The 15,872-nt window shown below is 45.3% G+C and carries 9 protein-coding genes; 4 read left to right on the forward strand and 5 right to left on the reverse strand.

Annotated features, from left to right (window positions below; genetic code table 11):
- Positions 1 to 217 precede the first annotated feature (217 nt).
- Complete coding sequence (locus tag L5L94_RS18570; RefSeq protein ID WP_113940022.1) at positions 218 to 1,588, reverse strand: DUF4397 domain-containing protein; 1,371 nt, start codon at positions 1,586 to 1,588, stop codon at positions 218 to 220.
- 372 nt (positions 1,589 to 1,960) lie between these two features.
- Between L5L94_RS18570 and L5L94_RS18575 the strand changes: the two genes are divergently transcribed.
- A complete protein-coding gene (locus L5L94_RS18575; RefSeq protein WP_263164489.1) occupies positions 1,961 to 4,678 on the forward strand; it encodes a DEAD/DEAH box helicase in 2,718 nt (905 codons plus the stop codon).
- A 17-nt stretch (positions 4,679 to 4,695) separates the two neighbouring features.
- Here L5L94_RS18575 and yidZ read toward each other — a convergent pair whose 3' ends face one another.
- The 4 genes from yidZ to ansB all read right to left on the reverse strand — a co-directional run bounded on the left by yidZ (position 4,696) and on the right by ansB (position 11,451).
- Positions 4,696 to 5,655: an HTH-type transcriptional regulator YidZ gene (yidZ, locus tag L5L94_RS18580; RefSeq protein ID WP_263164491.1), complete on the reverse strand. Its 960-nt coding sequence runs from the start codon at positions 5,653 to 5,655 to the stop codon at positions 4,696 to 4,698.
- Positions 5,624 to 6,820: an MFS transporter gene (locus L5L94_RS18585; protein ID WP_263164492.1), complete on the reverse strand. Its 1,197-nt coding sequence runs from the start codon at positions 6,818 to 6,820 to the stop codon at positions 5,624 to 5,626. Before L5L94_RS18585 ends, yidZ begins: the two co-directional genes overlap by 32 nt.
- Before the next feature lie 254 nt (positions 6,821 to 7,074).
- Entirely contained in the window at positions 7,075 to 9,915 is a 2,841-nt protein-coding gene (locus tag L5L94_RS18590) for a M16 family metallopeptidase (RefSeq protein ID WP_263164493.1), read from the reverse strand.
- A 477-nt stretch (positions 9,916 to 10,392) separates the two neighbouring features.
- The gene (gene ansB, locus L5L94_RS18595; protein WP_263164495.1) at positions 10,393 to 11,451 is read right to left on the reverse strand and encodes an L-asparaginase 2; all 1,059 of its coding nucleotides are present in this window, start codon (positions 11,449 to 11,451) and stop codon (positions 10,393 to 10,395) included.
- 556 nt (positions 11,452 to 12,007) lie between these two features.
- Between ansB and aspA the strand changes: the two genes are divergently transcribed.
- The 3 genes from aspA to L5L94_RS18610 all read left to right on the forward strand — a co-directional run bounded on the left by aspA (position 12,008) and on the right by L5L94_RS18610 (position 15,731).
- Positions 12,008 to 13,450 carry an aspartate ammonia-lyase gene (gene aspA / locus L5L94_RS18600; RefSeq protein WP_212600104.1) on the forward strand — a complete coding sequence of 481 codons (1,443 nt, stop codon included), beginning with the start codon at positions 12,008 to 12,010 and terminating at the stop codon, positions 13,448 to 13,450.
- A gap of 114 nt (positions 13,451 to 13,564) precedes the next feature.
- Positions 13,565 to 14,866 (forward strand): anaerobic C4-dicarboxylate transporter, encoded by a 1,302-nt coding sequence (locus L5L94_RS18605; protein ID WP_113940028.1) that lies wholly within the window; start codon positions 13,565 to 13,567, stop codon positions 14,864 to 14,866.
- Positions 14,867 to 15,005: 139 nt separating this feature from the next.
- Positions 15,006 to 15,731 carry a fumarate reductase cytochrome b subunit gene (locus L5L94_RS18610; protein WP_105251340.1) on the forward strand — a complete coding sequence of 242 codons (726 nt, stop codon included), beginning with the start codon at positions 15,006 to 15,008 and terminating at the stop codon, positions 15,729 to 15,731.
- The last annotated feature ends 141 nt before the right edge of the window (positions 15,732 to 15,872 follow it).

Consider the following 15,872-nt stretch of genomic DNA (forward strand, 5'->3'; position numbering starts at 1 on the left):
TTATTCACATCACAGCTTATTCACACCACAGCAATGCTCGGCTTAATTTTTGCCGATCAGCCTACATTAACCCCGCAGCCACAATCAATAAAAAGTGAATGCTAAGACAATAATGCTCAATCTACTAAGCCCACTAAAACGAGCACAAAAAAACAGCCAAAAAAAAGCGCTACCTAAGTAGCGCTGTTTTATTAGAGCCGTTCACTCACCTTAGCGGTTAGATCTTAATCAAGTTATAACCAAAGCTAGTAGAAGGATCTTTATTCAGCACCATAGTCACATTATCTTCATTGCTGAAATCCATTAAATCGGATGCATAGACAACGGTTTTAGTACCGTTTTCCACAGCGATAACCTTAATAGAATATTCGCCAGCTGGCACAGTCACTGACTGAGGGCTCGCAGGATTGACTGCGGTGATCTTATTTACAGCCGTTTCAATCGTGTCATTTGCCTTTAAGAAATACACGGTTAGATTGCTTTTATCGGCAAAACTCACAATGTCGAACTTAAAGCTATAGGGACTTGGCGTCTTAGTTTGCTTCATCTCCATCGCCTTCACTTGGCTGCCCTGCTCGGTCGTTTGCTCATAGATGAAGATGGTTTTAATCTCATCTTGGTTAAGGGTGATCAACACGTTATCGAGCAATTTATTTTGCGTACTGTGGTCGAACACACTCACACCAAAATCATTAAACTCAGCACCTTGATAGCTAGTCACCCCAAAAGATGGCACTTCGCTAAACAGAGTATCTTGCTTACTGCTAGCCACTTTCACATCGATAATGTGCGAACCTAAACCGTTAAAGACGCGATAATCGACACTCGCTTCTAATGCTACATGATTGCGAACATTGGTGGTTGAATCGACACTGTCCAAGGTGATTTTTGAATCCGAAGCACCAAAACCTTCACGGATGATCAGCTTATAAGGCACCTTAGAACTGAATTTAATGTTCGCAGTTGTATAAGAAACATTGGTTGTTCCCGCTGGTGCGAGGTAAACCTTATATTCACCCGTATCCATCACTTGTGGCTGCGACACTTCACCGTAGGCCACACTGCCTAACATCACGGCATCGGCAAAGGTTTGGGTCGACTTAGAAACATAAGCGTCAAAGGCTTGGGCATGTACAGCAGTATTGGCAATCAAGAGCTGCATTTTACTGTTTTCAGCCACTTCGTTGAGCTTATCGAGTTCAGTGCGAGAATAGTTGATATTAAGTAATTTAGGTTCGGTAAAATCACCATGTAATACAAAGAAATGGTCCGTTGCAACTTTCAAATCGATATTTTCTTTATAAATAGAGATATCTTTATCAGAGGCATCCTTAGCCATCACTTCAATCGCAGTTACGCCAGCCGTCGACGTAAATCGCGGCATAGTGTCCCCATAGATCACACTTTCATAGGTTTTATCGGCAACTTTGAGTGCAGTAGCAGTGCTTCCAGCTGAAGCATTATAGAATTGCACATAGGTGGCATTTTGATCTGTGCCCTCTTCATTATTATCATCTGAGCCACATGCCGTTACCGCTAAACAGGCAACAGCCACCGCAGCGAATCCCTTTAGCTTACTTTTTATCATTGTTTCCCTCATTAGCAGACAAAAATTCAGTTCAATCTACGCAGTTATACAATGACAACAATGGCAATTTCCACTAAAAACAAAAACAAATATTTTACAAACTCAAACACTTAACAAACATTTCAATAACACACCAAAAAGTGATACAAACCACACTTTTCAGGCCCTTAATTGATACAAATGCGGCTGCTGATACTTTTGCTCGACTCTCAAAAATTCTGCTCCAGTGGAAAATGACTGTTCTATCGAACACCTCTCTTTTAGGCTTAAAGCGACTATGGATAAACTATCTTCAGACGGTACAAACCTTGTTCGACTAATGCGATTAGGTTACTCTCGCATCGCCAATTAAGCCTTTGGGATGGATAGGATTTGCAAGGGATTCTCAACTACTACAAACAATGTTTTCAACACGATAGTGCTGAAATCAATCTCTGGTCTAGCCACAAGCTTGCCGAGCAAGATCAGCTATTACTCCAACATGAAGACGAGTTAAGCAGTGGCTTCCTACCCCGCTTGCCAGTGCCATTTGCTCCCGCCAGTGCATTACTAGCACGTAGCGCTTTGTATTTACGCGAAAAGGTATTATTGCACTGCTGTCTGTTTTTCTGCGGCACAGTCGACCTTAATGGCGAAAAACGAAAAGTCGTGACACCACTCCTTTATCGCGAATGCCAATTACAGGCTGACGGCGATAATCTCTACCTAGAGAGCAATAACACTCTAGCTGGCAGCGGACCATTCACTATCAATGAAGCTCTATTAGAAAAATTAGTCGTTGAAGGACATAGCCTAAGCCAAGATTTACGCGATAATCCAACGGATGTCAGTGGCTGGATATCTTGGCTGCGGGCGGGCCAAGCCGATGTCGATACCAGTCATTTATTGCATTTTCCCAAGCTGATCGATGAGGCTGAATTCACTAGCTTATGCCGTAAACGTGGGCAGTTTCTTGTCAGTCGAAGCCAAATCATTTTGGCAGAACGTTCGATCGCAAGCCGCGGCATTTTGCACGAACTCGACAAACTAATGACAGCGCCTGAACCATCAGCACCGCTTAAAGCGCTATTCGCAGAAACACAACAAACAACATCAATAAGCGCCAGTGTAAACACGCAAGAGGCTTATCTTCCAGGGCTGTTAAGCCGCGCGCAAATTCAGGCCTTAAAGATTGCGGCCAATCATACTTTGGGGCAGATCTCAGGCCCACCGGGAACAGGTAAGAGTTACACCATAGCCACTGTGGCGGCGGAGCAGGTATTAAGGGGTAAATCGGTACTTATCGTCGCCCATACCGATGTTGCTGTTGATGTGATTGCCGACAAGTTACAGCAACAGTTCCAGCTTGGGAGCAGTCTTATTCGAGCAGGCTCGCCGCAGTTTATAAAAGTCCTTAAAAACCAGATTGATGAAATGCTCCATGGTCAGCACCCTGCATCTGATGAAGCCGTCTCGGATAGGTTGCTACTCAATGCAAAACAACAACTTAATACTGTGACTCGTCAGCAAGTCAAGATGGAAGCGGGCTTTATACGTCATTGTCGCCATGCCATACGTCGCGGCCAAAAACTGGCGACCTTACAACAAGGACAATCCCGTTGGCGCTTAGGATTTTACAACTGGGCTTACCATGCAAGTATAAAAAGGTTTGCCCAGCAATGGAATGAACTCGATAAATTAACGGCCCTCATCGCGCAAAAAGAAGACTTAAGCCTCAAATACTTACAATTGGCCACTCACTATCGATTAAACCAATTACTCAAAAATAAGCGCAGTACATTGGTGAGTTTTGCCAGTGCGTTACGCGCTCGGCAGTCCGCTAAGCAACTCGACGGCTTCTACAAGACGGATTTTGATGCCTTAAAACAAACCTTTCCCATTTGGTTATCTAGCCTTGCCAGCTTACATAAAGTGCTCCCTATGGAGCAGCAAATGTTTGATTTAGTAATTATTGATGAAGCCACCCAAGCCAATATTGCCGCATGTTTACCCGCCTTGCAGCGAGCAAAGGCGGCATTGGTGGTGGGCGATAGTAAACAACTGCGCCATTTCTCGTTTTTATCCCGCGCAAAACAAACCCAAATCCAGACTCAACTCGGACTTGCCCCAGATTGCCGCGGCCTAATGAGCTACCGTGATGCCAGTATCCTCGACTTAGTATCACAATCCCTCGCGAGCCAATCCCAAGTGGTATTTTTAAATGAGCATTTTCGGAGTAAACCTGAGCTGATCCAATTTAGTAATCAGCAGTTTTATCAAGGCATGCTGAAGATTATGCAGCACAGACCTTGCACAAGTTCAGGGCACTTACACCGAGTCCACGTTACTGGCAGCCGTGATAGTAAGGGAATTAACGCCATAGAAGCTGAGGCATTAATTCAAAAGTTAGCTCAACTGATTGATGAACAAGAGAATGTATTAGTGCCTTCCAGTATTGGTGTACTCTCCTGTTTTCGCAATCAGACGGAGTATTTATCCCAGCAGATCCTCGCACGCTTTAGCGCACAACAGCTCGAGCGTCACCAATTACGGATTGCCACGCCCTTTGGTTTTCAAGGGGAAGAGCGCGATATTATGCTGCTGTCGTTTAGCATTACGGCCAACGACAGCCGCGCCGCTGTGTATTTAAATCGAGCCGATATGTTCAATGTCGCGATCACCCGCGCTAAACAAATGCAGTGGCTATTTTTATCGGTACAAGCGCATGAGCTCCCCAACAATAATTTACTGGCAACTTACTTAGCATCGGCGGGCCAATTTCAAGCGGCGCACAATTATGTCGATGCCCTCGATAGCTTCGGCCAGTCGGTGGCGCAGGCGATTGAAGCAAAAGGCATAACAGTCTGGCGCGCCTACCATATGGCGGGGCTAGAACTGGATATTTTATGTCGCTATGGTAACCAATATTTAGCAATAGATTTAATCGGTTACCCAGGACCTTGGGCGGACTTTTTCGATATTGAACTGTATAAACTCTTACAGCGCGCGGGCATTAAACTTATCCCCGTCAGCTACGGGCTATGGTGCCAACAACGAGAACTTTGTATCCAACATATTTGTCAGCAATTGGGTATTACCCAAACAAGTTAATGCAGTAAATAACAGCCTTAATCATGCTGTTGATAAATGGCTTTTATCTTGTTTCGCAGCCAAGTGATTTTGGGGTTGTGGCTGTTTCTCTTATGCCAAATCAAGGTAAAAGGAATGGCGAGTTTATCAAGATATTCGTCGCTTAACGGGATGGGGCGACTGACTAAGTCAGGGTGTAATTGGCAAGCATATTGTTCGCAATATTGTGGCGCAATTGCCATCATGTTGTGGTGAGGCTCTGCCGCGACAAACAGTGACTGCTCAAAACTGGCCAAGGTCAGCACAATATTACGACTCAGACCAAGCTCGATAAGCACATCATCTAAGGCCCAGGTTTCGCTCTTTTCCCACAAGATATTGATATGCGAGTATTTTAAGAAAGTGTCTATATTCCACTCTTCCTGCAAGGCGGGATGATCGCGGCGCAAATACACCTGAGGAAGATCGGTAAATAAAACCTCAAAATCGATAAAATAGGGTAATAAATCAAGGGATTCCTTGGAACGTGGATGACTTTCTCGGCCGGTAAACCCCATATCAGCTTCACCACGCACAATCGCTTCGAGTGAATCGTAATCCCAATTTCGTACCTTCACCTTTGCATCAGGGTATTGAGTATAAATGGCCTGAGTCAGCTCATTAAGCATGATAAGCAACAAAGGCGACTCAAGCATTAACTCGAAGGTGAGCCCTTTGGTCATCTCGTCACCGCGCTTAGCCATCAGTTGCTTACCCATTTGCAACCATTCGGATAACTCCTGCTCCATACCGTGAGCCAATGGCGTTAACTGAAATCCCTGCGGCGTTTTGACAAATAAGGGATCGTCAAACCAATCCCGTAATTTGGCCAGCGACTTACTCACAGTGGATGGCGTGACATTGAGCTTTTTGGCAGTCTTAGAGACACTCCGCTCCTGTAATAAAAGCTGCAAAATAAACAATAAGTTAAGATCGAGCCGACTCAGGGATTTGGTCATTAAGTACAATTTCCGGCAATTTAGGAACCGCTAAGATCAGTGTAATGCTCACCAGCGCACCGACAGCGAGGATCACTAATAATATATTAATCGCACTCACTTCGAGCAGACCCATCACCCAAATATATAAAGCTGAAGTACACACTTGGGCAATTCCCAGTAACGAGCTGGCAACTCCAGCACGAGTAACAAATGGACTCAGCGCCTGACTCATGGTGACCCCAAATCCAATCGAAAAGCCGGAACAAACAAAAGCAAAACCTAACAGGTTGAATGACTGACTAACCCCGCCCAATTGAGTCAAGATAAACACCAATGCCGCTGCGACAAATAATGTCTGAGAGAACAAGATTAACGATTTTTCTTTAAACAGGTTAAGCAAAAAGGGCGTCGAAAATGAGGCTAACATACTCACCAATGCCATCATTGCCATGGTATTGGAATATTGCCCACGGTCAAACCCCATCTGCCCCATGATCAACATGGGAGAGACATTTACATAGCTTAAAATCGTGGTAACACCTAAAGTCGTTATCACCACGCGACTGAGAAAAAACCGCTGTTTAAAGGATTCTTTATATCCACCCGACTCAACTGTGGTGTGAAATTGCGGTTTAGGATAGGTTTCGCGCAATACAAAAATACACAGGGTTAATACCATTAATCCCATCCCCGCCATAGTGTTAAATAGGCTAGGCCATGGGAATTTAAGCATAATTAAATGGCCTATCACAGGTGCTATCACTGGGATAATGCAAGTCACGCCATTGACCATAGAGAGCACTTTTGCTCGGCGCTTATCGTCTAATACATCACGCAAAATCGCAAAAGCCACAACATAGCAAGAACCCGCACCAATGCCTTGTGCAAAGCGTGCCATTAAAAAGAGATCACTGGTTTGCGCACTACCGGCAAAGTAAGAGGCAATAGCAAACAGCAATGCGCCAAACAAGGTAATGGGTTTACGCCCAATCCTATCGGCTAAGCTCCCCGCAAACAGCATAGTGGTTGCCATTCCCGCAAGATACACAGAAAAAGCAATATGCAGCTGCGCCTCACTCGCCCCTAAATCCTGCGCAATTTGCGGCAAACCGACCAAGTACATATCTATCCCTGTCGGGTACAAAAGCACTAGACAAAAACTGCACAATAGATATCGAAACATATAACTCACCCCGTTAGCCATCTCACACATAAGTTGCGCCTAGCCTAGTTTCACTCGCGCAGATCTGTGAGTGGTATTTTCGACAACAGGTATTTCCATTGACGACCTATGGGAGGACATAACACCACGAACGTGGAAGAAAAGTTGGTAAAAGAAGATAGAGGAGGAAAGAGGTAGAAAAATATCCCCTGCGGTTTGCGACCACAGGGGATATGTCGGTGAATGATCAGTCTACTATTCTATGAGCCCAACACTCATTGCTGAGGTTCTGGCGGTGCAGGCAGAACTTGGATCATTAAACTGCTATCGTCTTGTAGATATTGCTGCGCCAATTTATTAAGTTCTGCAACTGTCATCTGCTGCGCTAACGCTTGCCTTTGTTTAAAGGCAGCAAAACGACCAGGATGACTCTGGGCAGTTGAGGTGAGATCTAACCAAAAACCATTGGTTTGCGGCGCAGCTTGCATCCACTCAAGCACAGGTTGGCGGGCTCGATTAAGTAAGTCCTCACTGATCCCCGAAGGCGCTTTAACTTGCTTAACTGCGGCGGTGAAATACTCGGCAACCGTTGGCAACATGGCTTGAGTCGTCACGCTAAACAAACCTAAGTAACCATAACCGCTGGCATTGAAATCGTTATAAGAAAAGGCCGATGGCGAATAACTCGCACCCGCTTTCTCCCTCACGTTTTCCGTTAATAGAATGCTTAGCACTTGCTCCAGCAGACCCAATCCCGCGTGTTGACTCAAGTGAGTCATGTCCGTTGTAGGCCACACCATGGCAAGTGCCGCCATATCCAGTTGACCATAATGCGTTAATGTTTTCTGAACGGGCACTTTCGGAAACACAGGTACTATCGACTGAGCATTAGCAATAGCAATAGGGCTACGCTTAATGGCGCCAAGCGTTTCAGCCACAGCAGCAATGGCACTCGCTTCATCAAAATCGCCCACAATAGCGAGTTCAATCGCCCCTTGCTCGACGGCCGAATGGAAACTCGGCGCTAATTCTCCAAAGTGACGTTTGAGAATTTCTTCAGGCTCACCATAACCATAGCGTTTATCACCATTATGGGAGATACGGGCAAACTGATTAGAAAACTCAGATTGTGGGTTGCTATGAATACTTTGTTGCTCGGCAATCACTTGTTCTCGAAACAATTGCTCAGCCTGCTTATCCATACCCGGCTCAATTAAATAAGCCGTCATTAAGCCAAGCTGCGTACGAAGCTCTGCGGCATTAGTGCTAATCTCGCCGCCAAAACTTTGCTCACGCAGACCTAAGTTGATGGAAATATCTTGCCCAGCAAAAATATCCTGCAGACTGTCATAATCATGGGCCTTGAGCCCACCCTGCACAAACGCACTGTTAAACAGATAAGACAAACCATCCAACTCAGGGAATGGCACTTCACCAAAGCCAATGTTTAGGCTGACCAATGTGGTGCCTTTGTTAAAGTTGGTAGGCTTAAGATTAAGGCGCACGCCATTGGCAAATTGCAGTTGACGAATCCCCGTTTCCTTATCGCGACTGTCAGCCACTAACTTGCCTTGCTCACCAAACTGAGTATAAGCAAACTCATCAATCGCCTTGATTGCTGGTGCGCTCACCGCTTGTTTACGGCTTTTCTCGTAGCTGGCGATAAGCTGTTTTTCAGCATTTTCAATGGGCTTATTGCTGGTCAGATACAAATACGGCGTGGCGTTCCATGTTTGATTAAACACTTGGCTTAGCTTTTGCGGTGTCACTGTTGGCATTATTTTTTCAAAAAATGCGAGCTGCCAATCGGGTTCGACAGGGACGCGATTGCCCGCCACCGAATACACTAGACTCTCGGCAATATTCACACTGTGAATGGTACTGCTACCCGCGACACTTAGCTGATATCCCTTATGCATACGTTTGATTTGCTGGTCAATTTCCTGTTGGCTAAAACCAAACTCTTTTGCTTGACGCAGGGTTTTCTCCAAGAGTGCGATTCCCTCTTGCCAGTTATTTTCCTGCGTACCTAGGCTCATTTGTGTGCCATAGGCAATATCAAACTGCGGTCCAACCTGCAGGTTTACACCATATAAACCTTGGCTATGCAGTAATTGCGACTCCATACGGCGATACAAGATGCCGTGGGCAAGCTCGAGCAACATTTCCTGCTCCCGCACAGCAGGGCTATCGGTAATCGCTGAGATGGGTTTTAGCATGCCAAGGGAAACTGACGTTGACAGACTTGGATCAAAAAATGCCGCCGCATCGACACTTTGGCGCTCTGCGACAGTACCAATAGCTTGTTCCTTGGTTTTAGCGGCCAAAGGCGCGGCCTTCCAACTGGCAAACTGTTGTTTTATCTTTTGTTCTACCGCGGCGACCTCGATATCACCCACCACAATTAAAGTGGTGCGTGAGGGCGTATAAAAACGCTGATATAAAGACAGCAACGCCTCGCGATTGGCATTACTGATACTGTTCGCCTCCCCCACAGGGAAGCGCTTTGACAACAATGTGTTTGGCATTAAAAACTGTAATTGGTTACGGTAATTCTCAAGATCCGCACCGCTACGTTCACGCAGCTCAGACAACACCACCGCTTTTTCACGTTCAATTAGCGCTGGGTCAAGTAATAGATTACTGCCAATTTCTCGCATTAAAAACAAAGCCGTATCGATTTTATCTTGGCTATTACTTGGCAAGTTGAATTGATAAACCGTCTGCTGAAACTCAGTCACAGCATTGGTATCGGCGCCAAAACTCAGGCCAAGGCGCTGCAATGTCGGCATCATCTCCCCCGCCGCCAATCCGGTCGAGCCATTAAAGGCCATATGCTCAAGAAAGTGCACTAATCCTTGCTCGGCATCAGACTCGACCAAAGAGCCTACATCCACCCGCATCCGCACTATGACCGCCTGCTCCGGCGTCTTATTGCTAACCAATAAATAACGCATACCATTGGCAAGTTCACCGGTATGGATCCGCTCACTCATAGGCAAGCCTGTCGTTCCCATCCACAGCGGATCTTCACTCGCCTGCAGTGGCAACGCCATACTCAAAAGCGCCAGCAGTAACCACTGACGCACAAAACTAATTACCTTGAAATTGTTCATTAAAATTCGCACTTTGCCCCCAAAATCAAACAAGAAACCTAGGAAGCGCTCACCTATGTTTCAGATAAAATAAGCTTTCACTATAGTACCTAAAGCACTTTAAGTCACAAAATCAATACCTTATGCCGTACTAAAAATAGTTTATCGCCTTGATATATAGTCAGAATATGCCGAAAAATAATGAGCGAGGAAGGAAGCTGAAACAGCTGTGGATTTAATGGTTACTGTGGAATGGTATGCATATATTTGCGAGATATTGAGTGCTTAATTGGCGAAGCCTTTTCGCCAATCTAGTAATAGAGCAATATCTTGATTGAAAATCTGAGTTGAACCCTCACAATTTTGGCTTTAAAAATCACACCAAAGTTTAGATATTTCGGCTCATGGCCTCGTGAAAAAACCACTTCACAGGTAAGCCATTAATGCAAAAGCCCTACGAATATTCGCAGGGCTTTTGTTTTATCACGCAGTTGAATCTTAAAACTGTTGAAACCAACGTTGGATCTGTTGTGGATCTTTGCTTTGCGTTAAGGACAGCATCAGTAAAATGCGGGCTTTTTGCGGGTTAAGATTACCTGCGGCGATAAAGCCATATTTAGCATCGTCTATCTCGGCATCAAGCGTGGTTGCGCCTGTGGGCACTCGGCTAGAGCGAACGACTATGGTGCCTTTTTGACTCGCCTTAGCTAAGGTGTCAAATATTGAGTGGTAAATATTACCATTACCTACACCGGCGCTGACTATGCCATCAAAACCCGCTTCAACCATAGCTTTAACAGGTAAATCGCTGGCATTAGCATAGTTGTAGACAATCCCTACCTGTGGCAACTTGTCGAGTTTGCTAACATCAAAAGGCGTTTGCCTTGTATGTTGACGCTCAGTTTTGCCCATGTATTCAATCTTGCTGTTATGGATAACGCCAAGCGGGCCAAAGTTAGGCGCGGCAAAAGTGTGTACACCTGTAGTGTTAGTCTTAGTCACATCGCGGGCATTCAATACGGTATCGTTCATCACCACCAACACGCCTCGACCTTTAGATTCGAGGTTAGCGGCGGTCGCGACTGCGTTAAACAAATTCATCGGGCCATCGGCACTCATGGCAGTTGATGGACGCATTGCCCCAACCAGTACTACAGGCTTATCGCTCTTGATGGTGAGATTTAAAAAATACGCCGTTTCCTCTAAGGTATCAGTACCATGGGTAATGACGATACCGTCGACATCTTTATCAGCCAATAGCAGATTGATGCGCTTGGCTAAGGCTAGCCAAACTTTATCGTTCATGTCCTGCGAACCGATTTTAACCAGTTGCTCACCTTGAATATCGGCAAGTTGTTTCATTTCAGGCACGGCCGCAATTAAGCTACTAATGCCCACTTCACCAGCCTGATAGTTAGACTCAGTAGCCGATTGTCCGACTCCCGCAATAGTGCCACCCGTAGCAATAATACGTACCAGTGGAAGCGCCTGCGCCGCGGAGGAGAGAAATAACCCTAAAGTGACCGAGAGCAAAAGCTTACGCATTGGAAAATTCATGCTTACATCCTTTGATTAATAATAAACGCCCACAGTGTGCACTATTGTCTAAGCCTCACTGTGATAGCTCTCACTAAAATGAAATAACAGATTTAGCGTTATCTAATTGATTATTTAAACTTTAAGGAAAGCACCATGCATTTATTATTGAGTAGATTTAACTAATCAATGATTATTCGCTATTGACGCAGTGACAATTAAATATCGTATGGTTTATTTAAATTTAAAAACACTTGAATAAATATGTCGCCGATTGGTTAACGAATAACAAATCTATAGCTAATTTGCATCAAAAAGTAATGGCTCACACTAGTGATCCGAGTTGAGAGACTTATCTAAGAAACAAAAGAAATACACTATTTCAAACAGTTAAGTGATCACCATCCTAATCCTGTTATTGCCAAAGCGTTAAGATCTACTTCGATAGTCAAGGAGACGATTCTCCTTCATGTTTTCGATGAGTTATTCTTGATGTGTTACGTATACTTATTGTACACATCCACAACTCAATACTCGGAGATATATCTTACTATTAATTGGATTTAATAGGATCGAAATGAAAGATACTAATAGCGTACGGATCGAAGAAGATTTATTGGGCACGAAAGAAGTTTCCAATGAATTTTATTATGGCATACATACATTGCGTGCCATCGAAAACTTTAAGCTGAGTAATCAAAAAATTTCCGATGTACCTGAATTAGTCCGTGGCATGATGCTAACAAAAAAAGCCGCTGCCATGGCTAACAGTGAATTAGGCGCTGTAAGTCCTGAAATCGCTGACAAAATTATTGAAGCGTGCGATCTAATACTCACAACGGGTCGATTTGTTGATCAATTTCCGGTCGATGTTTATCAAGGAGGCGCAGGCACTTCAGTCAACATGAATACCAATGAGGTATTAGCCAACGTTGCACTGGAGATCATGGGGCTAGAAAAAGGCCGTTACGATGTCATCAATCCTAATGACCATGTCAATAAATGCCAATCGACTAACGATGCCTATCCAACAGGTTTCCGTATTGCGGTCATCAACAGTACCGATATTCTGTTAGATGCATTAACCGACCTTATCAGCGCTTTCGACACTAAAGCCACAGAGTTTAAAACCGTCTTAAAAATGGGCCGCACTCAATTGCAAGATGCCGTGCCTATGACCTTAGGCCAAGAGTTTCATGCCTTTGCTGTTACATTGCGAGAAGAAATTAAGTCCATCAAGCGTTGCCAAGAGCTGTTGTTAGAAGTGAACTTAGGCGCAACCGCCATTGGTACAGGGCTCAATACGCCTGTCGGTTATTCCGCATTAGCCATTAAGTATCTGGCAGACATTACTGGCCGCGCCTATGTGCCAGCGGAAGATTTAATCGAAGCGACATCCGATTGTGGTGCCTACGTTATGCTGCACAGTGCAATTAAGCGTATGGCGATTAAAATGTCCAAGATTTGTAACGACCTACGCTTACTTTCATCGGGTCCACGTACAGGTCTGAAGGAGATTAATCTTCCTGAGCTGCAAGCGGGTTCCTCCATCATGCCAGCCAAGGTTAACCCTGTGATCCCTGAGGTCGTCAATCAGGTTGCCTTTAAGATTGTCGGCAACGATATCACTATCACTATGGCTGCCGAAGCTGGCCAATTACAGCTTAACGTAATGGAACCTGTGATTGGACAGGCGATGTTTGAGTCGCTCAGTTTGATGGGCAATGCCTGTATCTCCCTGCGTGAAAAATGCGTTGAAGGTATCACAGCCAATCCAGAGATCTGCATGGCCCATGTGATGAACTCTATCGGGATCGTGACCTACCTTAACCCAATCATCGGCCACCATGAAGGTGACATCATAGGCAAGATTTGCGCCCAAACGGGTAAAAATGTCCGTGAAGTGGTACTCGAACGCGGTTTGTTAACGGTTGAAGAACTCGATGACATTCTCTCAGTTGAAAACCTGATGAATCCTAAATATCAGGCTAAACGCAACACCAGCAAAGCCAAAGTGTAACTCAGTGGGGCTGGGGAGGCTTCCCCAGCCCACAACTCGATGATTCAAGAATAAGCCTGCGCAGAGTGAATATGCGCAGGCTATTGAAATTAAAAATAAAATAGAGTTAACACTATGATTATATTAGAGATAATTATCGTCCTCGGGGCTATTTACCTTGGTGCAAGGATGGGTAGCATGGGAGTCGGCTTCGCTGGCGGTGTCGGGGTACTGATACTGACCGCGGGGATGGGACTCAAACCGGGCAATATCCCGATTGACGTGATCCTCATCATTATGTCAGTTATCACCGCGATTGCGGCCATGCAAGTGTCTGGAGGGATGGATTATTTAGTCTCACTGGCAGAAAAATTATTACGTAAGCATCCCAAACAAATCACCTTTCTGGCCCCTGTCGTCACCTATTTCATGACACTTTTTGCGGGTACAGGCCACACAGCATTCTCCACCTTACCTGTTATTGCCGAAGTCGCAAAAGAGCAAGGCATTCGCCCCTCTCGTCCCTTATCTATTGCCGTTGTCGCATCTCAAGTCGCCATTACCGCCTCACCGATTTCAGCGGCTGTCGTGTTCTTCTCAGGCATCTTAGAGCCGTTTGGCGTAGATTATTTAGTACTGTTAGCCGTTTGTATTCCCTCAACTTTCCTCGCCTGCATGGTCGGAGCCGTTGTTGCCAACTTAATGGGCAAAGAACTGGCCGATGATCCTGTCTATCAAGAACGCTTAGCCAAAGGTTTAGTCAAAACACGCGGTACAACTCAAATCGAAATTAAAGCCGGCGCGAAACGATCTGTGATGATTTTCTTACTGGCGATTGCGGCTGTCATGGCCTATGCCACTGCGATATCTGACAAAGTCGGTTTGATTGTTGACCCTGTATTGCCACGCGACGCAGCAATTATGGTGCTGATGCTTACGGCAGCTGCCGCTATTACGATTTTCTGTAAGTTAGACGCAAGCGAAATCTCTAACGCGGCCACCTTCAAGTCAGGCATGTCAGCCTGTGTCTGTGTATTAGGTGTGGCTTGGTTAGGCGATACCTTAGTGTCGAATCATATCGAGGAAATCAAAGATCTTGCCGGCACCTTACTGCAAAGTCAGCCTTGGTTATTATCGGTAACCTTATTCTTTGCCTCCATGCTGCTCTACTCCCAAGGCGCGACAACGAAGGCGCTGATGCCCGCAGCCTTAGCGATTGGCGTAAGTCCTTTAACTGCCGTAGCCTCTTTCGCCGCCGTCAGCGCGCTGTTTGTATTACCGACTTACCCCACGCTACTGGCTGCGGTCGAGATGGATGATACCGGCTCGACTCGGATTGGTAAGGCGGTATTTAACCATCCGTTCCTGGTCCCTGGCGTTGTGACGATTGCCACCAGTGTGGCATTGGCCTTCCTGTTTGGCGGCATGATGCTGTAGCTCAATTTTACCCTAAGTGCTCTCAGGGCTAATGCCTACAAATGGATTAACCCTCTTCTTTTAATCTGTATCTATAGACTTTGTTTTGGCGTGATGCAGGTACATTCACGCCATAGCAAATCGAGTAAGAGGTGAATTAATGTCAGCAAAAACGCGTGTTCCTACCGCCATTAACGGCGGACCATTTGGCCAAGCTTGGTCGGCTAAAGCAGACTGCTTACAAAGTGTGACAGGACTTATATTAGGTATTTTCCTCTTATTTCATATGCATTTCGAGGCGAGCATTTTATTTGGTAAAGAAACCTTCTTTCACATGGTGCAATTCTTAGAAGGCAGTATGTTTAGCTCGACGGGTCATGGCTTCCCCATCGTGACCCAGATCATTTCAGTCATTATGCTCGTGATTGTTGCAATACATGCCGCCACCGCATTACGTCGTTTTCCGGTGCAATTAGGTCAATGGCGAGCGATGCGTGGCTTTATGTCGACTATCAAGCATAGAGATACCCAAGCATGGTTCTGGCAGATGATCACCGGTTTCTTACTGTTTTTCTTAGTGTCGGCCCATCTTGCCACTATGATTTTAAACCCTGATATTGGCCCTCACCTTTCGGCCGAACGGGTTTACCACGATAACGCTTGGCTCTTATACGTGGTGTTTTTACCTATCGTGTTATTCCACGGCATCGTTGGTTTATACCGAGTGATATTAAAGTGGGGTGTGAGTAGTAACCGTCCACTTATCCGCACTATAGCGCAAGTATTGATCGTCTATTTATTGTGTTTAGGCACATTAAGCCTAGTGACCTATATCAATATTGGTATCGAATTAGTTTTGCCAGTACAACCGTTTATTCCTCAGTAATGGGCATGACGCTATCGGCGCACCTAGCCTGTATAGCAAGACAAACAACATACGGATCCTCCTCTGATACATAGTTGCAGCGCATCTATGCCCGAGGAGCGCAATGATAAATCCATGAAATGTTATCTAAATTATTAGATA

Origin of the sequence: Shewanella sp. SM21 (assembly GCF_025654335.1) — a bacterium.
GTDB lineage: Bacteria > Pseudomonadota > Gammaproteobacteria > Enterobacterales > Shewanellaceae > Shewanella > Shewanella oncorhynchi.